This window comes from Dongia sp., from assembly GCF_041909655.1.
Classification (GTDB): domain Bacteria; phylum Pseudomonadota; class Alphaproteobacteria; order Dongiales; family Dongiaceae; genus Dongia.
On record NZ_JAYRDA010000002.1, the window covers coordinates 169,737 to 194,029 of the forward strand.

Genomic DNA, 24,293 nt, shown 5'->3' on the forward strand with positions numbered 1-24,293 from the left:
TTGGGAAGTGGTGGATACATTGCTTGCCTCCCCTACGAGACCGGATCGGCAAGCGGCTCAATATCGACCAGGAACGCCTTGTATTCCGGCGTCTCGATATTGGCGTCGCCCACGAACGGCGTCAGCGAGTTGGGCCCGAAGCCTTTTTTCGTTGCACCCGTGAATCCCCAATGCAGCGGTATGCCGACGATATGCACCGTCTTCCCGTCGCATTGCAGCGGCTTGATGCGCTTGGTCACCAGCGCCTTCGCCTTGACCTGGCCACGATTGGACATGACCCGCACCCAGCCACCAGACTTGATCCCCTTCTCCGCTGCCAGTTGTTCCGAAATCTCGACGAAGAATTCAGGCTGCGTCACGGCATTGGGTTGGACATGCTTGGTCCAGAAGTGGAAATGTTCGGTCAAGCGATAGGAAGTTGCCGCGTAAGGAAATTTCTCGGAAGTTCCGAATTGCGCCATGTCTCCTTCGAAAACGCGCGCCACCGGATTGCCCCGAATTTCCGGGGCGATTGGATTGGCGATCGGCGATTCAAATGGTTCGTAATGCACCGGGAAGGGACCATCCCGCATCATGCCGCGGGTGAACAGTCTGGCGGTTCCTTCCGGATTCATGATGAACGGTCCCACCACGTCGGGCTTCGCTGTTGGTGCGATATCCGGAACGTCGTAGCCTTCCCACTTCTCGCCATTCCACGCGATGGTCTTGCGCGTGGGATCCCAGGGCTGGCCGTTGCGATCTGCCGAAGCGCGGTTGTAGAGAATGCGTCGATTGACCGGCCAGGCGAACGCCCATTTTAGGTAGAAGCCGGCATCGTCGGGATCGCTGGTATCCCGTCGCGCCATGTTGTTGCCGTTCTCGTTGAAGCAGCCGGAATAGATCCAGCAGCCGCAGGAGGTCGTGCCGTCATCGCGCAACTGCGCGAAACTCACAACCTGCTTGCCCTTTTCAACTAGAACCTTGGTGGGATCGGCCGCATCATAAAGAGTTTCAATCGCATAGCCGTTGATCTCGCGGGCGATCTCGTCCGCCTTGGGATCGTCCGGATCCGCATAAGGCCAGCGCAATTTGAGGATCGGATCCGGAAGCGGGCCGCCCTCCTGCTCATAGAGCGCTTTCATGCGCTTCCAGATTTGCGCCATGATCCAGGTATCGGTCTTGGCTTCGCCCGGCGGCGTGCCGCCTGGCCAATGCCATTGCAGCCAGCGGCCGGAATTGGTCAGCGATCCCTCATCCTCGGCGAAGCAGGTGCTGGGCAGCTGGAACACTTCGGTCTGGATCTGCCCCGAATCGACGTCGTTGTGCTCGCCGTGATTTTCCCAGAAACGCGATGTTTCCGTCTCCAGCGGATCCATCGTAACCAGGAATTTCAGCTTCGAAAGTGCCTCGGTGCATTTCTTCCGGTTGGGGAAGGAAAGCAGCGGATTGAAGCCCTGACAGATATAACCTGTCATCTTGCCCTGGTTCATGAGCTCGAAGGCACGCAGCACGTCATAGGCCGGGACATCGAGCTTGGGCAGCCAGTCAAAGGCAAAATCATTGGCCGGCGTGGCTGCTTCACCCCACATCGATTTCAGGAAACTGACGAAGAACTTCTTGTAGTTCTGCCAATAGCTCATCTGGTCGGGCCGCAGCGGCTTGAAGCCGCGGGTTGACATGTACGTGGCGAAATCCACCTCTTTCTGGTTGGGCAAGGTCATGTAGCCGGGAACCAGATTCGACATCAGCCCAATATCGGTCAGCCCCTGGATGTTGGAATGGCCGCGCAAGGCGTTCATGCCGCCACCGCGGACGCCGATATTGCCCAGGATCAACTGCAGCATCGCCATGCCGCGGATGTTCTGCGAGCCCTTGGAATGCTGGGTCCAGCCCAGCGCATACATCGAGGTCATGGTCTTGGTCGGCGAGGAGCATTCGGCGATCATTTCCGCGATTTTCAGGAACTTGTCCTTCGGCGTACCGCAGATACGCTCCACCAGCTCCGGCGTATATTGCGCCACATGCTGTTTCAGCATGTTCCAGACGCAACGCGGGTGGCTCAGCGTGTCGTCGGCGACGACGAAACCATCCTCGCCGATCTGGTAATCCCAGCTCGATTTGTCGTAATCGCGCTTGGCTTCGTCATAGCCGGTAAACAGGCCGTCCTTATAGGCAAAGCCATCCTTGATCAGATAGGGCGCGTTGGTGAATGCTTTGACATATTCCCACTGCACTTTGTCGTTTTGGATGCAGTAATTGATGACACCCATCAAGAAGGCGATGTCACTGCCCTGGCGGATCGGGGCATAAACGTCGGCGACCGAGGCCGAGCGGGTAAAGCGCGGATCGACCACGATGAGCTTTGCGCCGCGGCTGGCCTTGGCCTCCGCGACCCATTTAAATCCGCAAGGATGCGCCTCGGCGGCATTGCCGCCCATGATGACCACGAGATCCGTGTTCCGGATGTCGGTCCAGGAATTCGTCATCGCGCCACGGCCGAATGTTGGGGCGAGACTCGCCACCGTTGGGCCGTGTCAAACTCGTGCTTGGTTGTCGAATACCAGCATGCCGGCGCTACGGACCACTTTATAGGTCAGGAACGCCGTTTCGTTGGTGGTTGCCGAGGCAGCCAGGAAACCGGTGGTGGTCCATCGGTTGACGGTCACGCCGTCTTGATTCCGCGCCACGAAATTCTTGTCCCGGTCATCCTTTAGATGACGCGCGATCCGGTCGAGCGCATCATTCCAGGAAATTTCCTCGAACTTGTCCGAGCCTGGTTTGCGCACGCGCGGCTTGGTCAGGCGCGTCTCGGCGCGAACGAAATCCAGCAACGCGGCGCCTTTCGGGCACAATGTGCCGCGATTGGTCGGGTGATCCGCATCGCCCTCGATATGGGTGACCTCGGCGGTCTCGCCCTTGGTCAGATCGCCCTTGGAATACATGATGACGCCGCAAGCGACTGAACAATATGGGCAGGTATTGCGGGTCTCGGTGGTGCCGGTCAGCTTGAAGGCGCGGATGGCATCGGCATGTGCGGCCTCGATGCCGCCAAATCCGAACGCGCCCAGCGCCGTTCCCGCCAGCCCCACGCCGGCACCCTTTAACAGGGTACGTCGCGAGAGTTCGATATTCATCGCTTCGGTTCCTCCCAAATTTGGTGTCGTCGCTGGGACGCTTAAGGCCTGGCTTGACGTCGGTCTTTGGTACTGAGGTTCCGCTTTTCGCAGACTCGTATTCTCAATCCATTGCCACGGCATTGCAACGTTAATTGCCGCTCTGACACACCTTAATATGGGCGATGCGCCTCGTCGTGTTCGTGATGGCGAGCTTCGCTGCGGTGCAGCGAGCTGCTGACCAATCGAAAAATTGGTCCTGGAGAGCGCGACAGATTTTGATTTGACGCATGTTCGGCACAAGCGCAATCTTCGAGCGTGGCTGACGGATGGGCTCCCGCGTGCCGGGGCGTTCATATTTCCCTCGTCCCGGGTCGGGCTGCGCCAGAGCGGCTCCGTCGTGATTGGTTGCGGCCTCCCAGCTCCAGCACATCTCTATTTCCGTATCAAAGCTGTCTCACGATCGGGCGATGCGTTCCGCCTGATGAATCTGTGTTTTGAAAAAAAGCATGGAAAGGGCCGACCATGATTCTTGGCAGACGTGATCTTCTTCAGATGGGTGCCGTGACCGGTCTGGCCGCCCTGCTGCCCACACATGCACGCAGCGAGAATGCCTTCGCGCCGCAACCCGGCACCTGGCGCCATTTCGAAATCGTTACACGGATCGACATCGCACCGGGTGCGACTGCGAGCCAAGCCTGGATTCCGGTGCCCTCGCTCAATGCCGATTGGTTCCGCGCCGAGCGCAGTACCTGGTCGACCAACGCCCAAGCCGCCGACCTCGTCAGCGATTCAAAATACGGCGCCGAGATGCTCCATGTCATCTGGTCGGCCGGAGAAACCGCACCCAGCATCGAAATTTCCAGCCGGATCGCCACCCAGGATCGGCGCATCGATTTCAGCAAGCCTGCTGCTACGGTGGCGCTTTCGACTGCCGAGAGGCAGCTCTTTACCGAAGGCACGGCACTCATCCCCATCGACGGCTTGGTCAAGCAGACATCGGATGAAATCGTCGCCGGACTCACCACCGATATCGAGAAGGCGCGTGCCATCTATGAATGGGTGGTCGAGAACACCTTCCGCGATCCCGCGGTGCGCGGCTGTGGTGTTGGGGACATCGCCTCAATGCTGGTGCTCAAGGACCTCAGCGGCAAATGTGCGGACCTCAATGCACTCTATGTCGGCCTGGCCCGTGCCGCCGGACTGCCGGCACGCGATATTTATGGCATCCGGATAGCACCCTCAAAATTCGGCTATCAGAGCCTCGGCGCCAAATCCGAGGTCATCACCAAGGCGCAACATTGCCGGGCGGAGGTCTACCTCGCCAATTTCGGCTGGGTGCCGGTCGATCCGGCGGATGTGCGCAAGGTAGCGCTGGAGGAGCCGCCCGGAAACCTCCCGCTTGAGGATCCGAAAGTAGCCGCCGCGCGCCGGACGCTGTTCGGCGCCTGGGAGGGCAACTGGCTTGCCTATAATGTGGCCCATGATGTGACCTTGCCGGGCTCGGCTGGGCCTGAGCTCGGATTCCTGATGTACCCTCAGGCCGAAACCGTTTCCGGACGCCTCGATCCCCTCGATCCCGACAGCTTCAAGTATCAGATCATCGCCAAAGAAATAGCCGCCTGACGAGACAGGCAAAATCGCAGGCTTTGTTGGGTGATCCTCCTCATCCCATCCTCTGCTTTGGTTAGGGGTCTTCTACCCCCAGCTCAGGGAGATCGTTCTGTGACTATTAACACGGGTGGGTTGACATGGCTGGGGAATAGGATTTCTATCTTTGAAAAGCGGTCCCGCTGGGAGGGATTTCAAATGATGACCGTACTGGTTGCGGACGATCATCCCTTGTTCCGGGAGGCGATCGTCGATGCGCTCCGCAGCATGCAAGATGATATCGATGTCATTGAATCCGGTTCTCTGTCCGAGGCATACGATCGGATTGCGAGCAACACAGATATCGATTTGATACTGCTCGATCTGCGCATGCCAGGCGTCAGCGGCGTAAAGGGAGTGCGCGCGTTGAGAACCCGACGGCCTGATGTACCGATTGCCGTCATCTCGGCATTAACCGACAGCGTCGTTATTCGCGAGTGCTTTGACGCTGGCGCCGCCGCCTACATCCCGAAATCCCTTCCTCGCGCTCATTTCGCCACGGCGATCCAGACTGTCCTTGACGGTGGCATCTACATGCCCAAGGAAGAGAAAGCCTCGCCGTCACTCGACGAAGAAGAGTCGGAAGGAATCGATGATTCCCTTCTTTGTCGCTTTGAATTGCTGACCAATCAGCAGCGCAAGGTCCTTGAACTCATGGCTCAAGGCATGCCCAACAAATGTATCGCCTATGAGATCGATGTGCAGATGACCACGGTCAAATCACACGTATCGAGCCTGCTGCAGAAGCTGGGCGTTTCAAGCCGGACGCAGGCGGTCATCCGCTATGAAAAATATGCCCGCCATCTGTCAGCCTCGAACAGACGAGATCAACGCTCGTAAACGCGCCGGCTTGATTGGTTTGACCAAAAAAGTAGCCCCTATCTGCTGAGCCAAGTTCTGGATCTCCGGGTTGCGGTCCGCGGTGATAACCGCGGCTGGAACAATCGTATCGCAATGCTTCCGAATGGCAGCGATGACGTCCGTACCGAAGCGGCCACGATCCAGGTGATAATCGGCCAGGATGATATCGGGACGGCAGTCCCGCTTCTTCAGTTCGGCAAGAACGCCTGCCTGGTCGGGCGCTGCAATGACATCGCAATGCCAGGCAGTAAGGAGGCCAGCCATGCCGTCCAGCACGTCCGGCTCATTCTCGACAACGACGACAAGCATGCCCTCCACGCTGGCACGCTCCGCGACTGTGGTTAGTCCTAGTTCCACTGGCTCGCTGGCGTCAGTCGCTACCGGAACCAGAACCGAAAACATCGATCCTTTGCCCAATTTCGAGCGCACTTGGACCGGGCAATTGATGAGGCGGCTGATGCGACGCACGATCGAAAGTCCAAGCCCATATCCTTCGCCACCAATTTCGGTCAGGCGACGGAATTCCTCAAAGATTTCGTTGAGCTTGTCTTTGGGAATGCCGATTCCTGTATCCAGCACCTGAAGCTCCACAAATGTGCCTCGCCTGCGAGCACCAAAGAGAATGCGGCCCTTCGGGGCATAGCGGCAGGCATTGGTCAGGAAATTCTGCAACAGCCGCCGCAAGAGCGGCACATCCGTCTTTACGCTGAGCGAACAGGGCATGAGGGTGACCGTCAAGCCATTGCGTTCGGCGAGAGGCGCTATCTCTTCATAAAGTGCCGCCATTAGCGCCACCAGTGGCGCACGCCGGATGTTCACCGCCACCTTGCCGGCATCAAGCTTGGAGATATCGAGGAGGATATTGAGAATGTCTTCGACATTCGAGAGAGCACGATCCACCCGGCTGATCTGACGCGACAGATCGTCGGGAACGGGTTGATCCTGGATCGCAGCGACGAACAATCGCGCCGCATTGAGCGGCTGCAGCAGATCGTGGCTGGCGTCGGCCAGAAATTGCGTCTTGCTCAAATTCGCTTGATCAGCCTGGGTCTTGGCCAGTTGTAGCTCTGCTGCGATTCGGCGCCGCTCGACGACTTCACCCAGCAGGGTTTCGTTCAGCTGCTGAAGAGACGCCGTGCGCTCGTGGACGCGACGCTCGAGCTCTTCATTGGCGGCCTCAAGAATGCGTTGAGCCCGGCGCCGCTCGGTGATGTCTTGAACAAGCGTAAAAAAACCGATGACGCGACCGCTGCTGTCGCGATGCGGCACATAGGTCGCAAGACCGAAACGCGGCTCTTCATCTGCCGACGGCAATGTCAATTCGAAGACCACGGTCGACCCGCTCAGCACGCGCTCAATATAAGGGCGGCGCAGATTGTAGGCCTCGTCGCCCAGAACGGTGCGCATCCGGCGCCCCAAAATCTTTTTGCCGTTGGATCCGAATGACGTGCGATAGGCGCGATTCACGAACTGATACTGTTCGTTCTCGTCGATAAAACACATCATGGTCGGCATGGCGTTCGCAAAAAGGCGAATGCGCTCTTCCCGGTCATGCACCGCCTCTTCTGCGAGGCGACGTTCCGTGATCTCAGCGCAAGAAAGTACGAAACCACCATCCGGCATGGGGTCGCGCTTGATGGCAAACCACCGACCGTTCACGCTCACTTCCGCCGGCGCTGTCCCATTGGCCGTGACAATCGGCGATGCGACGCCCAACTCGGGAACATTGCGAAGATCGTTGAATCTCTGAAAGTTATGCAGCGTCGCTCCCACCCGCAGCAAGTCGGACGGCAGTTCGAGCAATTCGCCGTAACGCTGATTTACCGTCATCAGCCGCTGCTCCTCATCGAACACAGCAACACCGATCGACATGCTTTCGAGTGTCGCCTGGAGATGACGCGACCTCTCCGCCAGCGCCAATTCCCGTTCCTGACGTTCGGCATCCTTGACATCGGTGATGTCCGTATAAACCGAGGCGATGCCACCTTCCAGAGACGGCCGGTCATTCACCTGGATCCATCGACCATTCGACAATGCGTATACCCAGCGAATGATGCCGCCCTGCTTGATCTCCTTCCGTTTGGCCAATCGGTCGGCAACCCATTGCTCGGCGGGGTAATCGGCCGGTGTGACGATCGACCCGTTTTTCAAGGCCAGTTTGATCAGGGCCTCGAAGGTCATATCGGCATGAGTATCTCCCTTGAGATTTGGCCAGAAGTCCAGGAAGCGTTGATTGCATAGGATCAGTTTGTCGTCAGGATCGAAAATTGCGAATCCTTCGGAAATGCTGTTGATCGCGTCTCGTTGCCGGTTCTGGGCGGTAACACCCATTGCCACCGCTTCCTTCAGCTCTCGGTTTGTTCCGGCGACAGCTTCCAGGGCATCTTCAAGTTCACGGGTGCGCTCCTTTACCATCCGGTCCAGCAAAATGGCCGTTTGGAACAGATGATAGGCATTACCCTGCAAATCGAGGCTGTGTTCGACATGCTGCGTCAGTGCTCGGTTGATCTCCCGCAGCTTTGACACTTCCCGCCGCAATGCAGCGACCTCGTCATCAGTTACCGGAGATATGAGCTGATCCTGCATGTTATTGCCGTCTTACCGCGGCCGACCGAAGGCGATACCGGTGAAGGTCTGGCTCATATGCATCGTGCCGAATTGTTCTCCATAGGTATTGAACCCAATCACGTTGTTGAGGTCGTGCAGATGCGATACGTCGGCCAGCATGTCTCCCTGCTCCATCTCGATATAACGCAGGATGCAATCAAACCCGATTGTTGCCTGTACAGACCCGAGATCCTTGCGCAATTTTTCGAATACAGCCTCCAGATCGGCCACCAGATCGCCGCTACGGGCAATGCTCAGCACGATCCCTTCGTCGATGGCGCAGAAGAACTGCAGACTGTCGTCGTCATTCACCTTCTGGATCGATCGCGCATAGAATCTCCCTCCGGCGCGCACCACGAGCGGATGCAAGGCAAAGACCTGAGCCGTGAGGTCGGCACGCGTGAGCCCCAGGAGTCTTGCATATTCCTGGGCAGCCGGTTCGGCGTTGATCTGCATGACAATCCGCCGCGATGGATCGGCGCGGGTGATGACCAGCTTCTGCGACAAGGCCTCGAAATGCTGCGTTTGAAAAACGCGGAAATCGAGATCGGTCGAAATCAGCATCAGGATCGCGGAATTGGTAAGAACCTGGCCGCCCAACAGCATGTTAGGTTCGTTTTTGACAGCGCTGATACCGGCCGAACCACCCACCAGCGGTACATGGCCCAGGGCATTGCCAAAGGCACTGGCAATTGCCTCCTCGCGCATCGACAAGCCGTCATTCAACAGTATCGCAAATGAGTTTGGCATCGCGGCGTGAAATTCCGCCGCCTCATGCTGGGTCAGCAGTGTACGTGCCGCAGAGAATCCATCGGCCAGGTCAAACTGCGCCAGCTGCTCGAACAATTGAAGTGACAAACTGAAATGTGTCTTGGGCAGACTCAATCCGGTGATGGTGCCGTGCCGGTAGCCAAGCGGCGTGATCTCCCCTGCCGTGGTGCAACCGACGACCGGTGCGGCGCAACCGTATTCGGCAACAGCAGCCGCGATCTCGGCGATATGGAATTGCGGCGAGCAAAACAGCAGGACGAGCGCGCTTTCATCGCTCGCAATAGCCTCCAGCACGGATAAGACGACATCCCGGACCGTCCCCGTCTCGGGGCTCGATTCCACAGCCCAAAGAATACCGCTGTGCCCTGCGTCCCGACCTGGTGCATCCGCCTCCAGAACAGCCATCTCAATCCTCCCGGCGAAAAGAGTCTTCTTGATTGATTGGTTGGGCGGCCCGCCTCAGCATGTCGCACCGCCGGTCGTCGCGCTGGCATTATCCGTGATTGCGGCCTTGATCCAAAGTCCAATTTCCGACTTGGCCAAGTTCTCGATAGCATTTCCTCTCCATTAATCGGCTCGCGCCTGCAGCATGCCGGCGAGCGATGCTGCTGGGGCGTGGCCCTCAAACGGATTGGATGCGATTATGAAAACTCGGGCAGCTCTGGCGACACAGGCCGGCAAGCCGTTGGAAATTGTCGAGGTCGAGCTCGCAGGCCCGAAAGACGGCGAAGTTCTTGTGGAAGTAAAAGCAACGGGCCTTTGCCATACCGATTGGTTCACCCTGTCCGGCGACGACCCGGAGGGCATTTTCCCTGCCATCCTGGGGCATGAGGGCGCCGGCATCGTGGTCGATGTCGGTGCCGGTGTGACCTCGCTGAAAAAGGGTGACCATGTCATCCCGCTCTACACGCCCGAATGCCGGCAATGCGAATACTGCCTCAGCCGCAAGACCAATCTTTGCCAGGCGATCCGCGTGACCCAAGGCCAGGGCTTGATGCCCGACGGCACCAGCCGCTTCTCCATGGGCGGACAAAAGGTTTATCACTATATGGGCACCTCGACCTTTTCGAATTTCACCGTGGTACCCGAAATCGCACTCGCGAAGATTCGCGAAGACGCACCTTTCGACAAAGTTTGCTATATCGGCTGTGGCGTCACCACCGGCATCGGTGCGGTTATCAATACCGCACGAGTGGAAATCGGCGCCAATGTCGTCGTCTTCGGCCTGGGCGGCATCGGCCTCAACGTCATTCAGGGCGCCCGGCTGGCCGGTGCCAACATGATTGTCGGCGTCGATCTCAATCCCGGCCGCAAGGCCTTGGCCGAGAAGTTCGGCATGACCCATTTCGTCAACCCGAAGGAGGTCGAGGGCGATCTCGTCCCCTATCTGGTCAACCTCACCAAGGGCGGCGCGGATTACAGCTTCGAGTGCATCGGCAATATCAAGACGATGCGGCAAGCATTGGAATGCTGCCATAAGGGCTGGGGCGTTTCAGTCATCATTGGCGTGGCCGGTGCTGGTCAGGAAATATCCACCCGGCCGTTCCAGCTCGTGACAGGGCGCGTCTGGAAAGGCACCGCCTTCGGCGGTGCGCGCGGTCGCACCGACGTGCCGAAAATCGTCGATTGGTACATGGACGGCAAGATCAACATCGATGACCTCATCACCCACACGATGCCACTCCAGGACATCAACAAGGGGTTCGAGCTGATGAAGGCAGGTACCTCTATCCGCAGCGTGGTCCTCTATTGACCGATGTCCAACCGCAAGCCGGCCCCGGCCTGATAGCCATGAGCCAGATCACGACCGTGCCGGTTGAAACCTTGTCTCGCCACCGTTGCTTTGGCGGATGGCAGGGATTTTATCGCCACCAATCACATGAGATCGGCCTGCCGATGCGTTTCTCGGTATTCGTGCCGCCGCAAGCCGAACGGGGGTCCTGTCCGGTTCTCACCTTTCTGGCGGGCCTCACCTGCACCGAAGAAACCTTCATGATCAAGGCGGCAGCACAGCGTCTGGCCGCCGAATATGGCCTCGTCCTGGTGGCTCCTGATACCAGCCCCCGCGGAACGGACTTTCCAGGGCAGGCAGACCATTGGGATTTTGGTGTTGGAGCGGGATTTTATGTCGATGCCACGCAACAACCCTGGGCGCGGCACTGGCGGATGTTCAGCTATGTGACCCGTGAATTGCCGGAGGTGATCGCCGCCCATTTCCCGACGGATTCCACGCGTCAGGGGATTTTTGGTCATTCCATGGGTGGTCATGGTGCTCTCGTCGCCGCCCTGCGCAATCCCGGCCGTTACCAATCCGTTTCTGCCTTCGCGCCGGTTGCAGCTCCCAGTCAGAGCCCTTGGGGTCAAAAAGCCTTCAGCAACTATCTCGGGCCAGAGGCAGCCGATTGGCATGCCTACGACGCCAGCGAATTGGTCAAGAACCATCTCCACCCAGATGAAATTCTCATCGATCAAGGGTTGGATGACCAATTCCTCGCAGAGCAATTGCACCCGCATCTCTTCGAGAAAGCGGCCCTGCAATCTGGCCAGGCCGTCGAACTGCGACTGCACCAGGGTTACGACCATGGCTACTATTTCATTCAGAGCTTCATGGCCGATCATATCCGGCATCATGCGCAGCGGATTTGCCGGGACCACTAGCATTCCGGCCGGGGAGACGAGGATGGTCAGATCGCTACGTCGGATACTCGCTGGATTATTGATGGGCCTTTTCCTGGTGAATGAGGCACCAGCAACAGATTTGCCGACAATTCGCGTCGGGCTCCTGAAATTCGGTACGGTCAATTGGGAGATGCAATTGCTCCGCGAGGGGCTCGACCGCAAGCACGGCTTTATCCTCAGTCCGTCAATGCTCGCTGACCGGGAAGCCAACAGCATCGCCCTGATGGGTGGCGACGTCGACGTCATCGTCACCGACTGGATCTGGGTCGCAAAGCAGCGTGCCCTCGGTCGCGACTTTACCTTCGTCCCATTTTCGCGCTCGGTCGGCGCCGTGATGGCAGACCCCGCCACCGGTATCAAATCGATCGCGGATCTCAAGGGCCACAGCATCGGCGTCGCAGGCGGCGCCTCCGACAAGAGCTGGGTTTTGCTGCGGGCCTATGCCCAGAAAACGCTGGGCCTGGACCTTGCGAAGGAAGTCGATGCCCAGTTCAGTGCCCCGCCCATGCTGAACGAACTGCTGCTACGCGGAAAATTGGATGCCGTTCTCAACTACTGGCAATTCAATGCCCGGCTGAAAGAAAAAGGCATGGTACCAGTCATTTCGATCGCCGACATTCTGCCGGCGCTCGGGATCGAGACGCCGCCCCCTCTCCTCGGCTGGGTGTTCAGCGAAAACTGGGCAAAGGCCAATCCAACCGCAGCCGCGGGTCTGATCGATGCCTCCTATGAGGCCAAAGGCATCATGAAAACCGACGATGCCGCCTGGTCCCGCCTGCGCCCGCTCATGGATGCCGAGACTGACGCAGTCTTCAATGCTTTGAAAGCTGGTTATCGTGACGGCATACCCGAGGGATACGGCCCGACGGACGTCGCGGCGGCACAGATTGCTTTCAAGGAAATGCGCGCCATTGACCCCAATGCGGTCGCCGATCTGGAGGCCTTGCCTGACGGCACCTTCTGGCCAGATTTCCGCCCATGAGCCCGGCGATCACTACCTTCCCCCGAGAAACTGCCTCCGGCGCACGCTGGATCAAATGGTCGTCATTACTGGTGCTGGCGGCAATCTGGCATCTCACCTCGCTGACGCTGAATGATCCGGCCTTGGTGCCATCCCCTTGGACCACATTAATTTCATTTCATCATCACCTCTTCGAAGGAAACCTGCTCCCCAACCTGGCGGCAACGCTCGCCCGGGTGGCGGTTGCGTTCGCCCTGGCCATGGTGCTGGGGAGCGCCCTCGGCATTCTCATGGGTCGATCGCTGCTGGTCGACAATCTGTTCGGTGGCTGGCTGGTGATTGCTCTCAATATGCCAGCGCTGGTGACGATGGTCCTGTGCTATGTCTGGTTCGGATTGAACGAAAGTGCCGCCATCCTTGCGGTTACGATCAACAAGGCGCCTCTGGTCGCCGCCATCACCCGCGAGGGCGCGCGCGCCATCGATTCCTCTCTTCTGGAGATGACCCGGGTCTTTGGCGTATCGCCGCTACGTGTGCTGCAGCGGGTCGTCCTGCCGCAGATCGCCCCCAGTTTCATGGCGGCGGCGCGGGCCGGCCTGGCTCTCACCTGGAAGATCGTGCTGGTGGTGGAATTGCTGGGGCGGCCAAGCGGAATCGGGTTCGAGATCCGCACATTCTTCAATTACTTCGATATCGCCAGCATCCTAGCCTATTCATTGGCATTCGTGGCCGTCGTCATGGCCATCGAAGGCTTGGTTCTGCAGCCCCTTGAGCATCGCGCACAACGCTGGCGGCGCACATGACGGGCGTGCAGCTTCACAATATTACCAGGAATTTTCAACGCCCGGCGCCTCATGCCGTCTTACGTGCCCTCGATCTTACCGTCACACCAGGAGAACTCCTCGGTCTCGTTGGCCCGTCCGGGTGTGGCAAAACGACATTGCTACGCATCATAGCCGGCCTAGACCAAGGCTTTGGCGGCACATTGACCTGGACAAGCGGAGAGCGTCCGAAGACCGCCATGGTGTTCCAGGAACCGCGTCTCGTCCCCTGGCTCAGCCTTCTCGACAATCTTCTCCTCGTCACCGATCAGGCAAGACGCGCCGAAGCGATGGCGCTCCTTGCAGAGGTTGGGCTCGCCGGCCATGAAACTGCCTTTCCCGCGCAGTTGTCCGGGGGCATGCAGCGGCGTGCCGCGCTGGCCCGCGCCCTTCTGGCCGATCCGGATCTGTTGCTGCTGGATGAGCCATTCATTTCGCTCGATGGCGCGTCTGCCGCCCAGATGCGGCGATTGCTGACGACCTATTGGCAGAAGCGCGGCATCACCATACTTCTGGTAACGCATGATTTACCCGAGGCGATCGAACTTGCCACGCGTATCGTGACATTGTCGCCGGAACAAGGACGTATCACGGCCGACATCTCGATCCCTCTCTCCTATCCACGCCGGGAGACGGACCCCGCCATCGTTGAAATTCTGAGCCAACTCCGCCCCGCGACCCGGGATTGGCCACCTACAGCGGAGCCACCCGCCCCAACCTATCGCAGTAACGCGCGATCGAGGTTGCGGGCTTTCTCGAGATCGACCGCCTGATCAACGCCAATCAGATCGATGAGCTTGGTGGACGCCACGTCGGCGCGGTCAAAAATGGCACCGGCGACGTTTGCGCCGGTGAGATCGGCACCGGCGAGTTCAGCCATCATCAAATCAGCGCCAGACAAATTGGCGCCCCGCAACTTGGCAAACTCCATCTTGACGCGCGACAACCTGGCATCCGACAAATCCGCACCCGTCAGATCGGCCGAAGAGAGCACGGCGCGCATCAACCCCATGGACTGATTTTTCATATCCGCCGATAGGTCGGCACCGGTGAGATTTGCACCGTTCAGGCGCGCACCCGTCATATCCGCGGTGACGCGCGCACCGGAAAGGTTGGCCCCGACAAAGTTCGCGTCCCGCATCTGCGCGCTAACAAGGCTGGCGCCGATGAGGCGTGCCTGACTAAAATTAGCGCGCAGCGCCCAGGCCTGGTCCAGAATCGCGCCCTCCAGATTGGCGCCACGCAGATCGGCATTGTTGAGATAGGCGCCACGCAGATTGGCGCGGTAAAAATTCAATCCGGAAAGATCAAGACCGTTGAGCCTCTTGCCGGCAAGATCGATCGGCACACCGGATGCCACCCTCGTCAACAGTGCTGCAACATCATCTCTCGTCATCTCCGCTGACGTAAAGGTCGGTGTGGACAGATCAACCTGATCCATCATGCTCTGAGCGGCTGCGAGGCTTGACCCAATCAGCAGGGCGAAAAGCACCACGGCCGGAAAGCTGCGAGGAATTTGCATCGCGCCTATCTCACTTCGCCGGGATCACGGCATTCAGCATGGTCGGATAGCCTGCCTCAATCCATTCTTGGACGCCGCCAGGAAACCAGTGGACGCCGCTATAGCCATATGCCATGGCACGCTTCGCAGCATTCCATGACATCCAGCATTGCGCATCGCAATAGAACACCATTTTCCTGGCCTTGTTGCCCAAGGAGATCTTGCCAAGCGCATCTCGAAAATAGACATCCATCTCATCCGACAGACGTCCATATCCGACATTGGCAAGCCAGATGCTGCCTGGAATATCGTATCGCGCGGGGGCGCGCCAATAGGTCGTGGCAGGAAGCTCCTGTGGTCGGGGCGGCTGCGGCAACACGTCGATGACGATCACGGCCTCGCGCAACATCAGTTGATGCAGATCAAGGGCGTCAATCACGCGGGCGCCTCGCAGAGTTGCCGGCGTTTCACTGCGATAATCGTCAAGTCTGTAACCCACCGGCTCGGCTGTCTGGGCATATGCCGACAGACTGCCGCCGATCAGCATCAACACACATACTCCCAGATTCCGGATTGCATCCTTCATGGAATCAGCTTGCGCCGACCGTCGAGCCTGGGAATGTGGTAACTGCGCAGGATTTCCTGGATCGGTTCCGCGTTCTCGCGCAACAGTTCGTTGATGTCATTCTTCCATCTATTTTCGCCGGGGCGAACCGCCATGGTGATGTAGAAATCCATCCGCGTGGTATTCGCCTCTTTGGTCAGCGGCATGATCCTCAAGGCCGCGTCGTGTTGGATAGCGTAATATCCCGCGATCGGCCCCCACATGATCGCCACATCGATCTCGTGATCAAGCAGATCCTCGATCATGTCCTTGCCTGGGGACTGATGCCGCGTGTCAACCATCAGGTCATAGGGGCGAACCCGCGATGCGAGTCCCGTTCTGGCGATGATGTCCGCGGGCGGCGCCCCGGCAGTGAGGCCGATTCTGAAATTCTTCGATTGCAACGCCGCGATCGTCTCGGCAGTGATGTTGTCGGCGCTGCGCGTCACCATGACATAGGCCGAGCGATAGTATGGATTCGTGCTCTGCACCATTTCAGCACCGGTGACGATGCCCAGGACCAGATCGCATCGGCGTGCGCGCAAGGTGTTGCGCAGGAAGCCCACCGTATTCGGGTACCAGATATACTTTAGAGGAACATTCAGCTTCTCCGCCAGCAATTCGGCGATCTTGTTTTCGAAGCCTTCGCCCTTGTCGTTCGAAAATGGCAGATTGCTGGGATCTGCACAAACCCGCAGCGCCGAACGGTCCACCGCCTCAGGGAGCTCATTGGCCATCGCTGGGATATGGAAGGAGAATGCCAGCCAGGTCGCTGCCAGACATGCCATGACAATCGAAAAGCTCTGCGCTTTCCTCACCAGCGACATCCTTCTAATCGGCCATACAGGCCGCCTCCGCCTCGGCAGCCTCTGGTGGCTTCGGATCATGCTTCGCCGGCCGCCCCGGCCCGATCGCTCGATCCGATCGCGCCTTCAGATAGGCATAGATATCGTCGATATAGCACATGACATTGCGATCCGTGCCCAATGCCGGCATCTTCAGTGTCGTCGCCGTATTGACGTCGGTCTTCCCGTTCACGACGACTTCGTAGAATTGTTCGTAAGTGAGGACCTTCAAAGATTCCATGAGGGCCGGACCGAAGGAACTGCCGGCGCCGTCTGGGCCATGGCAGGCAAGGCAATTGCCACTATACCGTCGGAAGCCATTGAACGTCGCCCAATCGGTCGTCCCGTCCGGCTGAATACGATAGGGCTTTTCCTCGGCTTCCGCATCATCGCCTTCCTGGGCGTTGCCTGGGGCATTGGCGCCGAAAAAGATCAGGCTAAGAAGGATCGCCGCTATAGCCATAGCGGGGTGTTGAAGATACCGCCTTTCGTTCCGCAGCATTCATTGTCCTCGGTCAATATTTTGATGATCGTGCATCGGTAGCGGGAAAAAGAACGGGGATACGGGCCGACCGTATCCCCGTTCAGTAGCGACATCACTCAGGGAGAGCGAAGACGGTCAAAGTGCCACCGAGCGCGGTGTACTGGGAGAGCGACTTGTATGCACCGACGGCACCCAAGCCTTCCTGCTCACCCGTCAAACCGGCCGCCATGCCGATACCGGCCCAGCCACCGAGTCCGGACAGGACGGCTACATACTGCTTGCCATCATATTCATAGGTATTGACGTTGCCGATGATGCCGGATGGCGTTTTGAAGCGATACAATTCCTTGCCGCTCTCGGCATCGACGGCCTTGAGATAGCCTTCCAGCGTGCCGTAGAAGACCACGTCGCCAGCCGTCGCCAGGGCGCCGCTCCAGACCGAGAAAGGCTCCGGCAGGGACCATTTGATCTTCCCCGTGGTCGCGTCCCAGGCGATGAAGTTGCCGAGATTCTCTTCGCCCTTGGGTGGATACATGCTCAGCGTCGCCCCGACATAAGGCTGGCCAGCGGTGTAAGCGACCCTATACGGCTCGTAATCCATGCAGACGTGATTGGTCGGCACGTAGAACAGACCCGATTTCGGCGAATAGGCGGACGGCTGCTGATCCTTGGAGCCAAGAGCGGCCGGGCAGATATTCTGCGTGTTGGTATCCTCGCCACCGGCTTCAGTCGAGAATTCCTTCACCCGCTCCGGCAGGCCGGTCTCGAGATCGATCTTGGTTGCCCAGTTCACCGCCGGATCGAATTTCTCCGCGACCAACAGCGCGCCAGTCTCGCGATCCAACGTGTAGCCGAAGCCGTTGCGATCAAAGTGAACCAGCAGTTTCCGTTGTTCGCCATTGAACTCCTTGTCGACCAGGATCATTTCGTTGACGCCGTCATAATCCCACTCGTCGTGCGGTGTCATCTGATAGACCCACTTGGCCATGCCGGTATCCGCGTCGCGCGCGAAAATGGTCATCGACCATTTATTGTCACCGGGACGCTGCACCGGGTTCCAGGTGCTGGGATTGCCAGTGCCGTAATAGACAAGGTTGAGTTCCGGGTCATAGGACATCCAGCCCCAGGCCGTGCCGCCACCGGTCTTCCACTGGTCACCTTCCCAGGTCGCGATGCCGGAATCCTTGCCGACCGGCTTGCCGAGCTGTGTCGTCTTCTCCGGATCCATAAGCGTATCCGAATCCGGCCCAACGGAGTTTGCCCGCCAAAGCTGCTTTCCGGTCTTGGTGTCATAGGCCGTAACATGACCCACCACGCCGAACTCGGCACCGCTATTGCCGATCAGCACCATGTTCTTGATCACCATTGGCGCCGAGGTGCCGGTTTCACCCTTGGTCGGATCGCCGTCGACCGCCGTCCAGGCGACCTTACCGGTCATGGCATCGAGTGCCACCAGAGAGGTGTCGGCCTGGTGCAGGAAGATCAATCCATCACCATAGGCGACACCGCGATTGACCGTGTCACAGCACATCACCGGAATGACGTTGGGATCCTGCTTGGGTTCGTGTTTCCAGACAATTTTTCCGTCCTGGCTAAGATCAAGCGCGAAAACGGTATTGGGGAATGGTGCGTGCACATACATCATATTCCCAATGACCAGCGGGCCACCTTCATGGCCGCGCAGAACACCGGTCGAGAATGTCCAGGCGACCTGCAGATCCTTCACATTCCCTGCATTGATCTGATCAAGGCCGCTATAGCGCGTGCTCGAATAGTCACCAAGCGGCATGACCCATTGCTTGGGATCTTTCTGCAGCGTCAGCAATTCATCATTGGCGATAGCGCTCGCCGACCACAATGTCGCCATTGCGGCCAACCCCAGCACAACTCCTGAAGCAGGATTCACTCTTGCCATGGTTCCCTCCCGGATTATGAATGGCGCACCGCCTCGGCGTCTTTTTTCCCTGACCTACCGAGCCGCCATCAACTGGCCGATCATTAAGCGATGTTGCCGGGTTCTCCCGATCATCTTCGTATCGCAGAGAGTCTCGCTGGCCGTGAAGAACGCAGCGAACGATTTGTCGGAAGCCCTGCAGTCCACGCTAACACTTCATAGAGTGAGGCGACCGACCATTTGTCGTCAATCGACAAACGCTTCGTAGTCATCGTCCTTTGGTACAACTTAGCGCGCGAGACAGTTGGAGCACGCGGATCGCACACCGTTGATGAAGATCTCTCTCGTACTTAAGCACGACGAGCGTGCATCATCCGGCCGGATTGTTCGCTGTGATTCAGCTGGCCGCAGCGGCGGCGGTTTTGCGGCGGCGATACTGAAAATCCGGCGCCGGCGCTTTGCTCGCCGATTCCGCCAGCGCCCGCAAATCGGCATGCAGTGGCGACAAGGCACAGGCCGGATCGGTGGCCCCAGCAGAGCCTGCGATTGCGAGCGCCTGGCACCGGCAGCCGCCCCAATCAACCTCTCGCTGCGCACAGCTCTGGCAAGGTTCCGGCATCCAATCCGTACCACGGAACTTTTCAAATGCCGGCGACGCCGCCCAGATTTCCGCCAGCGCCTTGTCGCGAACGGAATCAAAAGACAATTCGGGAATCGTTTCCGCGGCGTGACATGGCAGGACCCGCCCAGAAGGCGCCACATTGAGAAATTGCCGCCCCCAGCCGCCCATACAGGCCTTGGGTGTTCGGGCGTAATAATCCGGAACAACATAATCGATCACGATACGACCGCGCAGCCGCACCCGCGCCAGTTCGACCTGCTCCGTTGCGCGCTGCAGATCGTCCAGTGTCGGCATCAATGCCGCTCGATTTCTGAGCGCCCAGCCGTAATATTGCACATGCGCAATCTCGACCCGCGCTGCATCCAGTGAGACGGCAAGGTCGATCATACCGTCGATCCGGCTGACATTATGTCGGTTGACGATGATGTTGACCGTCAAGGGTAGGCCAGATTCGCGAACCCATGTGGCAAAAGCCAGTTTCTTCGCCTGAGCGCCGGCGCAATTGCCGATCCGCTCAGCCGATTCGGCAAGCGAGTCCTGGAAACTTAGTTGCGCGTGATCGAGTCCGGCAGCCACCAGATCCGCAAACCGTGCGCGATCAATCGCCACGCCGGACGTAATCAGGTTGCTGTAGAGACCGCATTGCCGGGCATGATCAACCAGCACGGCCAGATCGCGCCGAATGGTCGGTTCACCGCCTGAGAAGTGCACCTGCAGCACCCCGAGATCGGCCGCCTCTTCGATGACGCGGCGCCATTCCTCGGTCGTGAGTTCATCGCGCACCTGCTCCAGCTCAAGCGGGTTTGAACAATAGGGACATTGCAGCGGACAGCGATGTGTCAACTCGAGCAGAATCGCCAGCGGCGGTTGGGGAGCTTGCCGTGCGCTCATACCATCAATATCCGCTTCTCAAGGAGATCGGCCAGTAACGCCTGCACATCACCCTCGATCTCGGCGCGATCGGCACTATAGGCCTGCGCCAAATCCTCGACCATGGCCGCCACATCCGTAACGCCGTCGCAGCGCTTGAGGATCTCGCAGGCGGTGTCATCGAGCATCAGCACACGCTCCGGTGCCAAAAGCGTCCAGCTCTGCCGCGTCGCATCAAATCTCAGGCGCACGCCGGGCGCCAAGCGCGGTCTGGATGCCGTGGCTAGCATCGCCTCGTTCACGCCCTTTGCCCCGGAACGAAGGCGCCCGGCGGAATGTGACCCGGCTCGACATAGGCGTAATAGAGCGCGTCGAGCTGGGCCCACAGCACGTCGCATTTGAAGGTCAACGCATTCAAGACGAGCTGTTGCTGCTGTGGCAACCGCGCCTCCCGTTTCACATAATCGAGGGCAAAATCGGCATCCCGCGGCGCCTGATAGAGCCTCTTGTCGAAATAGGACAATGCGGCGCGATCAACAAAATCGTAATTGGCCAGCATGCCGCTGACCCGATCTGTGATGATGGCAGGGGCAAACATTTCGGTAAGAGAGGATGCAACGGCCTCCAGCAGGCTGCGGTCGCGCACGAAATGCAGGTACGCCTCGACGGCAAAGCGCGTGCCTGGCAACAGACCCGCACCAGAAACGACATAATCACGCTCGAGGCCCAGTGCGCCGGTCAGACCGAGCCAGCGTTCGATGCCGCCCGGGCCATCGTCGTTGCCGTCGTGATCCTCAATTCGTTGTCGCCAGATGCGCCGGAACCCCAGATCCGCGGATCTGCCGAGAATGGTCGCATCCTTCATCGGAATGATTGACTGGTAGTAATAGCGGTTGAGCGCCCAAGCCTGTACCTGACCGCGGTTGAGCTTGCCGCCATGCAGCAATGCGTGGAACGGGTGACGGTTGTGATAACGCTCAGCGCCGATCGCACGTAGTGCGGTCTCCAACCCCTCAGGATCGAGCATATGACTCACAATGAGATCCTCATGCCATCTTGCGCCACTTCCCAACCGGCCGCGACAGTCGCCGCATGCTCCAGCGAAGCCTCGTCCAGGACCGGATTGGTCGTATTCACGTGAATGAACACCTTGCGCCCTATGGCCAGACCCTCGAAGGCGGCCATGGTGCCGTCGGCGCCGCTGATGCTCATATGCCCCATTCGCGCTCCCGTCTTTGCGCTGATGCCGAGGTCGACAAGTTCCGTATCCGACCACAGCGTTCCGTCAAAGAAGATCAACGGCGACCCTCGCAGCCGCTCCCGCAATGCCGGGGTCAATCGCGCGCAGCCGGGGATGAAGTGAAAGCGCGCCGCCCCACTCCTGATCTCCAAACCGATCGTATCCTCGACTCCCCCGGCAAGATCGCCGACATGGCGCGATTCGAGGAACAAGGGGACCTTGCCTGGCACGGGGAACGCCTCGATAACGAGGCCAAGATCACCAGACGCGCCCGCAATCTTTATCGGATCGCCCAAGGGAAACGCGCTGCGTTCGACATAGTCAGGCGCCAATGCGCCGAATATCGGGTTTTCTGCCAATATCCCGAGAACGCTGCTTGTGGCCCAAAGCCGGAAGGGCTGGCTTTCTCGCATCGACAGCAACCCCGCGACATGATCAATCTCGGCACTGGTCAGCAAGACCGCCTTGATAGGCGAATCCCGCAAACCCTGCCGCGGCCAGAACGCACGGTTCTGTAGCAATTGCTGACGCAAATCCGGCGATGCATTCACCAGAAGCCAATTCTCGCCATCCGCGCTGACAGCAATCGACGCCTGCGTGCGCTGCTGTGCACCGCCGGCTCCCTCGCGCGCCGCCTTGCTGGTCGGCGCGTTGCAGTTCCACTGAGGGAATCCACCGCCGGCGGCAGAGCCAAGCACGATTACTTCCATGACAGCCGTATCTTCAACGACTGCCGTGGCGGTAACATTGTCTGTTTCCACCGCGCAGCGACGGAAGCTGTCTACAGGCGCGCGCTGGCGTAGCTGTTGATTTCCATGCCGACGCAGATTTCGCGGATACGCGGAGCTGTCCATTTCTTCACGATCAGTCCTCCCAATTTAGAGCGATTGTCGAACCGGCACTAACAGTCGGCATCACCGACTTATTGAATGGTATCGCGAGTCCGGCAGCGCCACAATAACGGGCTGCCTCTCAACGCTCATCCTTAGGGTGGAATTTCTGGGACAAACCCGATGCTGGGTTCATCAGCGCCTATTATCGGTGCGTTCAACACGCCTTGAAGACCGGCCTGGCCCCCAGCCGAGACAGTTCCAGCGAAAATTCCCGTATTGTTGGCGCGGTATCACGCAGCCATTGTAACTGCACATGATAGGCTTCGCTTTCGCGTGCACTCCAATCCTGGCAATCCAGCGGCAGATGCAACGTCGCGCCCCGGGAAGCCGTATGCGGATCGTGTTTTGCATGGGCATGAAGCTGCATAAAATGGGTAAGTTCATGCACCAGGATGCTGGTGGCCACCGGGTCGGTGCCAATATGCAGACTGTCATCGACCAGAATGCGACCCTCCGGCGTCGTGAATGCGAGGACACCGCAGGGCCGGCTGCAAACCTGCTCTGCCAGTTCGCTTTGAGGGATCGCAATGATCTCGGGGGCCACGACAGGAATTGCATACCCAGTATAGCCGGAGATTGCCGTCAGGAGCGAGGCTATCAGCTTGGCGGTTATCACGACACCAGTCCCCCTTCAGCCGTAACGCCAATTGACGCTCCCTGATGCCTGTGTTTCTCTGTCGGCGATGCACCTGCCACCCAATTGGAGGCTGCCGCATGCGTAAGCGGTTTCTCATGAGTGCGATGGCTTGCCTTATTCTGATGAGTGAAAGCGCATTGGGCGCTGCGGCGGCGAACGATTATCCCACGCCGGTCGTTGCCGATTATGTGATTGGCTGCATGGCCAGCAACGGCCAGACCCAGGACATGCTGCGCCGCTGCGCCTGCAGTATCGATACCGTCGCATCGATCATGCCTTATGATACCTACGAAAAAGCGGACACCATCATGCGCATGCAACAGGTGAGTGGAGAGCTCACGGGCATGTTCCGCGACATGAAAATGCTGACCGATATCGTCAAGCAATTGCGCCTGGCGCAAATCGAGGCGGACTTCCGCTGCTTCTAGTCTCCGGCCCACCAGCCCCCTCGCTTGCTAGCTATCAGCCCGCCGGTGGCACTGGCCACTCGGCCCTGAACGAACGCCCGGCGGAATCCATGACATCTGCCTCCACGCGGCCATCCAAGCCCTGACCCGGCAGATAAAATTGAATGGCGGGGTTTTCGCTCAGGGAGATATTTCCCTCGACCGAGAGGAGCAATTCCCCATCATGGCGTATGTCGATCTTTTCGACATAATCTGCCGGTATGTAATGACGGGTGACCTGGTCCATCTGCATACCAGAATAGTTCGGATGCCGGATGAGGAGTTCCAGCGACCCCTCCCTCTCCGCCGCCGCAAGCCGCTTCAGTTTCATCTCACCTCGATTCGCTTCGGCATCAGCGGGGTTTTTGTTCGCGGGCGCCGAGCAACCGCCAGCCGCCTTGACGAACACCGCAATTTCAAACAGCCGGCCATCCGACGTCTCTGCTACCGCATGCACGTCGGTATATTCGTTGACCCGAATGCGAACGCCCACGGAAGGATCCGTCCGATCCGATGCATAGCGGAACACTGCTGCCACCGGTGCTGGGTTCTTGTCGACGATGAGTGTAAGGGTGCTGAGGGTGATGCCTTGCATGTGCGCCCGGTCGAAATCGATCTGTACCGGTACGATTGCGGCATCATGGGCGCGCTCCGGCGCGGTCATGCGCATGAAGGCGGCACCATTCTCGATCACTTTGTCCGGAAACAAGGCCATCTTGAGGTCAGACCACAGATCGTCTTCGGCGCGTGCTTCGGTGCCGCAGAGAAGACAAATTACCGGGACGAGAATTTGCAAGAGCCAGGGCTTCATCTTA

The 24,293-nt window shown here is 58.8% G+C and carries 24 protein-coding genes; 9 read left to right on the forward strand and 15 right to left on the reverse strand.

Annotation, left to right across the window (positions count from 1 at the left end):
• Nucleotides 1-32: 32 nt before the first annotated feature.
• A complete protein-coding gene (fdnG, locus tag ACE3PR_RS03995; RefSeq protein WP_374368455.1) occupies nt 33-3,113 on the reverse strand; it encodes a formate dehydrogenase-N subunit alpha in 3,081 nt (1,026 codons plus the stop codon).
• Between the two features lie 504 nt (nt 3,114-3,617).
• On the opposite strand from fdnG, the gene ACE3PR_RS04000 reads away from it, so the two are divergent.
• Entirely contained in the window at nt 3,618-4,718 is a 1,101-nt protein-coding gene (locus ACE3PR_RS04000) for a transglutaminase-like domain-containing protein (RefSeq protein WP_374368457.1), read from the forward strand.
• A gap of 183 nt (nt 4,719-4,901) precedes the next feature.
• On the forward strand, nt 4,902-5,582 hold the full coding sequence (locus ACE3PR_RS04005) for a response regulator (RefSeq protein WP_374368460.1): 681 nt from the start codon (nt 4,902-4,904) through the stop codon (nt 5,580-5,582).
• Here the strand turns inward: ACE3PR_RS04005 and ACE3PR_RS04010 are convergent.
• Nucleotides 5,550-8,189, reverse strand: a complete 2,640-nt coding sequence (locus tag ACE3PR_RS04010) for a NahK/ErcS family hybrid sensor histidine kinase/response regulator (RefSeq protein WP_374368462.1) — start codon at nt 8,187-8,189, stop codon at nt 5,550-5,552. The genes ACE3PR_RS04005 and ACE3PR_RS04010 overlap by 33 nt on opposite strands.
• Nucleotides 8,190-8,201: 12 nt before the next feature.
• Entirely contained in the window at nt 8,202-9,386 is a 1,185-nt protein-coding gene (locus tag ACE3PR_RS04015) for an FIST N-terminal domain-containing protein (protein WP_374368464.1), read from the reverse strand.
• Nucleotides 9,387-9,624: 238 nt separating this feature from the next.
• On the opposite strand from ACE3PR_RS04015, the gene ACE3PR_RS04020 reads away from it, so the two are divergent.
• Genes ACE3PR_RS04020 through ACE3PR_RS04040 form a run of 5 tightly spaced genes read left to right on the forward strand, consistent with a single transcriptional unit; the run spans nt 9,625 to nt 14,215 of the window.
• The gene (locus ACE3PR_RS04020) at nt 9,625-10,734 is read left to right on the forward strand and encodes an S-(hydroxymethyl)glutathione dehydrogenase/class III alcohol dehydrogenase (protein WP_374368466.1); all 1,110 of its coding nucleotides are present in this window, start codon (nt 9,625-9,627) and stop codon (nt 10,732-10,734) included.
• Nucleotides 10,735-10,772: 38 nt separating this feature from the next.
• A complete protein-coding gene (gene fghA, locus ACE3PR_RS04025) occupies nt 10,773-11,639 on the forward strand; it encodes an S-formylglutathione hydrolase (RefSeq protein ID WP_374368468.1) in 867 nt (288 codons plus the stop codon).
• Nucleotides 11,611-12,642, forward strand: a complete 1,032-nt coding sequence (locus ACE3PR_RS04030; RefSeq protein ID WP_374368470.1) for an ABC transporter substrate-binding protein — start codon at nt 11,611-11,613, stop codon at nt 12,640-12,642. Before fghA ends, ACE3PR_RS04030 begins: the two co-directional genes overlap by 29 nt.
• Nucleotides 12,639-13,424: an ABC transporter permease gene (locus tag ACE3PR_RS04035; protein ID WP_374368476.1), complete on the forward strand. Its 786-nt coding sequence runs from the start codon at nt 12,639-12,641 to the stop codon at nt 13,422-13,424. The genes ACE3PR_RS04030 and ACE3PR_RS04035 overlap by 4 nt, the downstream gene beginning before the upstream one ends.
• Nucleotides 13,421-14,215 (forward strand): ABC transporter ATP-binding protein, encoded by a 795-nt coding sequence (locus ACE3PR_RS04040; protein WP_374368478.1) that lies wholly within the window; start codon nt 13,421-13,423, stop codon nt 14,213-14,215. The genes ACE3PR_RS04035 and ACE3PR_RS04040 overlap by 4 nt, the downstream gene beginning before the upstream one ends.
• On the opposite strand, the gene ACE3PR_RS04045 is transcribed toward ACE3PR_RS04040, so the two are convergent.
• Genes ACE3PR_RS04045 through ACE3PR_RS04060 form a run of 4 tightly spaced genes read right to left on the reverse strand, consistent with a single transcriptional unit; the run spans nt 14,161 to nt 16,750 of the window.
• Nucleotides 14,161-14,964, reverse strand: coding sequence for a pentapeptide repeat-containing protein (locus tag ACE3PR_RS04045; RefSeq protein WP_374368480.1), 804 nt, complete (start codon nt 14,962-14,964; stop codon nt 14,161-14,163). The two genes, ACE3PR_RS04040 and ACE3PR_RS04045, sit on opposite strands and share 55 nt — an antisense overlap.
• A gap of 10 nt (nt 14,965-14,974) precedes the next feature.
• Nucleotides 14,975-15,490 (reverse strand): PQQ-dependent catabolism-associated CXXCW motif protein, encoded by a 516-nt coding sequence (locus ACE3PR_RS04050; RefSeq protein ID WP_374368482.1) that lies wholly within the window; start codon nt 15,488-15,490, stop codon nt 14,975-14,977.
• A 35-nt stretch (nt 15,491-15,525) separates the two neighbouring features.
• The gene (locus ACE3PR_RS04055; protein WP_374368484.1) at nt 15,526-16,434 is read right to left on the reverse strand and encodes a substrate-binding domain-containing protein; all 909 of its coding nucleotides are present in this window, start codon (nt 16,432-16,434) and stop codon (nt 15,526-15,528) included.
• Nucleotides 16,379-16,750 carry a c-type cytochrome, methanol metabolism-related gene (locus ACE3PR_RS04060; protein ID WP_374369318.1) on the reverse strand — a complete coding sequence of 124 codons (372 nt, stop codon included), beginning with the start codon at nt 16,748-16,750 and terminating at the stop codon, nt 16,379-16,381. Before ACE3PR_RS04060 ends, ACE3PR_RS04055 begins: the two co-directional genes overlap by 56 nt.
• Here ACE3PR_RS04060 and ACE3PR_RS04065 point away from each other — a divergent pair.
• Complete coding sequence (locus ACE3PR_RS04065; RefSeq protein ID WP_374369334.1) at nt 16,673-16,936, forward strand: hypothetical protein; 264 nt, start codon at nt 16,673-16,675, stop codon at nt 16,934-16,936. The genes ACE3PR_RS04060 and ACE3PR_RS04065 overlap by 78 nt on opposite strands.
• A 52-nt stretch (nt 16,937-16,988) precedes the next feature.
• On the opposite strand, the gene ACE3PR_RS04070 is transcribed toward ACE3PR_RS04065, so the two are convergent.
• The 7 genes from ACE3PR_RS04070 to ACE3PR_RS04100 all read right to left on the reverse strand — a co-directional run bounded on the left by ACE3PR_RS04070 (nt 16,989) and on the right by ACE3PR_RS04100 (nt 23,011).
• A complete protein-coding gene (locus tag ACE3PR_RS04070; protein ID WP_374368486.1) occupies nt 16,989-18,791 on the reverse strand; it encodes a methanol/ethanol family PQQ-dependent dehydrogenase in 1,803 nt (600 codons plus the stop codon).
• A 376-nt stretch (nt 18,792-19,167) separates the two neighbouring features.
• The gene (gene pqqE, locus ACE3PR_RS04075; RefSeq protein ID WP_374368488.1) at nt 19,168-20,283 is read right to left on the reverse strand and encodes a pyrroloquinoline quinone biosynthesis protein PqqE; all 1,116 of its coding nucleotides are present in this window, start codon (nt 20,281-20,283) and stop codon (nt 19,168-19,170) included.
• On the reverse strand, nt 20,280-20,660 hold the full coding sequence (pqqD, locus tag ACE3PR_RS04080; protein WP_374368490.1) for a pyrroloquinoline quinone biosynthesis peptide chaperone PqqD: 381 nt from the start codon (nt 20,658-20,660) through the stop codon (nt 20,280-20,282). The genes pqqE and pqqD overlap by 4 nt, the downstream gene beginning before the upstream one ends.
• Entirely contained in the window at nt 20,561-21,289 is a 729-nt protein-coding gene (gene pqqC, locus ACE3PR_RS04085) for a pyrroloquinoline-quinone synthase PqqC (RefSeq protein WP_374368492.1), read from the reverse strand. Before pqqC ends, pqqD begins: the two co-directional genes overlap by 100 nt.
• Before the next feature lie 5 nt (nt 21,290-21,294).
• Complete coding sequence (gene pqqB, locus ACE3PR_RS04090; protein ID WP_374368494.1) at nt 21,295-22,212, reverse strand: pyrroloquinoline quinone biosynthesis protein PqqB; 918 nt, start codon at nt 22,210-22,212, stop codon at nt 21,295-21,297.
• Nucleotides 22,213-22,283: 71 nt separating this feature from the next.
• Nucleotides 22,284-22,364, reverse strand: coding sequence for a pyrroloquinoline quinone precursor peptide PqqA (pqqA, locus tag ACE3PR_RS04095; RefSeq protein WP_374369320.1), 81 nt, complete (start codon nt 22,362-22,364; stop codon nt 22,284-22,286).
• A 185-nt stretch (nt 22,365-22,549) separates the two neighbouring features.
• On the reverse strand, nt 22,550-23,011 hold the full coding sequence (locus ACE3PR_RS04100; RefSeq protein ID WP_374368496.1) for a hypothetical protein: 462 nt from the start codon (nt 23,009-23,011) through the stop codon (nt 22,550-22,552).
• A gap of 98 nt (nt 23,012-23,109) precedes the next feature.
• On the opposite strand from ACE3PR_RS04100, the gene ACE3PR_RS04105 reads away from it, so the two are divergent.
• On the forward strand, nt 23,110-23,460 hold the full coding sequence (locus ACE3PR_RS04105; protein ID WP_374368498.1) for a hypothetical protein: 351 nt from the start codon (nt 23,110-23,112) through the stop codon (nt 23,458-23,460).
• A 34-nt stretch (nt 23,461-23,494) separates the two neighbouring features.
• Here ACE3PR_RS04105 and ACE3PR_RS04110 read toward each other — a convergent pair whose 3' ends face one another.
• On the reverse strand, nt 23,495-24,289 hold the full coding sequence (locus ACE3PR_RS04110; RefSeq protein WP_374368500.1) for a quinoprotein dehydrogenase-associated SoxYZ-like carrier: 795 nt from the start codon (nt 24,287-24,289) through the stop codon (nt 23,495-23,497).
• Nucleotides 24,290-24,293 lie beyond the last annotated feature (4 nt).

What these genes read in the sequence shown, in the direction of transcription:
- ACE3PR_RS04000 (WP_374368457.1), top strand. Translation starts at nt 3,618, where the DNA reads ATGATTCTTGGCAGACGTGATCTTCTTCAGATGGGTGCCGTGACCGGT.
- ACE3PR_RS04005 (WP_374368460.1), top strand. Translation starts at nt 4,902, where the DNA reads ATGATGACCGTACTGGTTGCGGACGATCATCCCTTGTTCCGGGAGGCG.
- ACE3PR_RS04010 (WP_374368462.1), bottom strand. Translation starts at nt 8,189, where the DNA reads ATGCAGGATCAGCTCATATCTCCGGTAACTGATGACGAGGTCGCTGCA.
- ACE3PR_RS04015 (WP_374368464.1), bottom strand. Translation starts at nt 9,386, where the DNA reads ATGGCTGTTCTGGAGGCGGATGCACCAGGTCGGGACGCAGGGCACAGC.
- ACE3PR_RS04020 (WP_374368466.1), top strand. Translation starts at nt 9,625, where the DNA reads ATGAAAACTCGGGCAGCTCTGGCGACACAGGCCGGCAAGCCGTTGGAA.
- fghA (WP_374368468.1), top strand. Translation starts at nt 10,773, where the DNA reads ATGAGCCAGATCACGACCGTGCCGGTTGAAACCTTGTCTCGCCACCGT.
- ACE3PR_RS04030 (WP_374368470.1), top strand. Translation starts at nt 11,611, where the DNA reads ATGCGCAGCGGATTTGCCGGGACCACTAGCATTCCGGCCGGGGAGACG.
- ACE3PR_RS04035 (WP_374368476.1), top strand. Translation starts at nt 12,639, where the DNA reads ATGAGCCCGGCGATCACTACCTTCCCCCGAGAAACTGCCTCCGGCGCA.
- ACE3PR_RS04040 (WP_374368478.1), top strand. Translation starts at nt 13,421, where the DNA reads ATGACGGGCGTGCAGCTTCACAATATTACCAGGAATTTTCAACGCCCG.
- ACE3PR_RS04045 (WP_374368480.1), bottom strand. Translation starts at nt 14,964, where the DNA reads ATGCAAATTCCTCGCAGCTTTCCGGCCGTGGTGCTTTTCGCCCTGCTG.
- ACE3PR_RS04050 (WP_374368482.1), bottom strand. Translation starts at nt 15,490, where the DNA reads ATGCTGATCGGCGGCAGTCTGTCGGCATATGCCCAGACAGCCGAGCCG.
- ACE3PR_RS04055 (WP_374368484.1), bottom strand. Translation starts at nt 16,434, where the DNA reads ATGATCCGAAGCCACCAGAGGCTGCCGAGGCGGAGGCGGCCTGTATGG.
- ACE3PR_RS04065 (WP_374369334.1), top strand. Translation starts at nt 16,673, where the DNA reads ATGGCAGGCAAGGCAATTGCCACTATACCGTCGGAAGCCATTGAACGT.
- ACE3PR_RS04070 (WP_374368486.1), bottom strand. Translation starts at nt 18,791, where the DNA reads ATGGCAAGAGTGAATCCTGCTTCAGGAGTTGTGCTGGGGTTGGCCGCA.
- pqqE (WP_374368488.1), bottom strand. Translation starts at nt 20,283, where the DNA reads ATGAGCGCACGGCAAGCTCCCCAACCGCCGCTGGCGATTCTGCTCGAG.
- pqqD (WP_374368490.1), bottom strand. Translation starts at nt 20,660, where the DNA reads ATGCGACGTGCTGTGGGCCCAGCTCGACGCGCTCTATTACGCCTATGT.
- pqqC (WP_374368492.1), bottom strand. Translation starts at nt 21,289, where the DNA reads ATGCTCGATCCTGAGGGGTTGGAGACCGCACTACGTGCGATCGGCGCT.
- pqqB (WP_374368494.1), bottom strand. Translation starts at nt 22,212, where the DNA reads ATGGAAGTAATCGTGCTTGGCTCTGCCGCCGGCGGTGGATTCCCTCAG.
- ACE3PR_RS04105 (WP_374368498.1), top strand. Translation starts at nt 23,110, where the DNA reads ATGCGTAAGCGGTTTCTCATGAGTGCGATGGCTTGCCTTATTCTGATG.
- ACE3PR_RS04110 (WP_374368500.1), bottom strand. Translation starts at nt 24,289, where the DNA reads ATGAAGCCCTGGCTCTTGCAAATTCTCGTCCCGGTAATTTGTCTTCTC.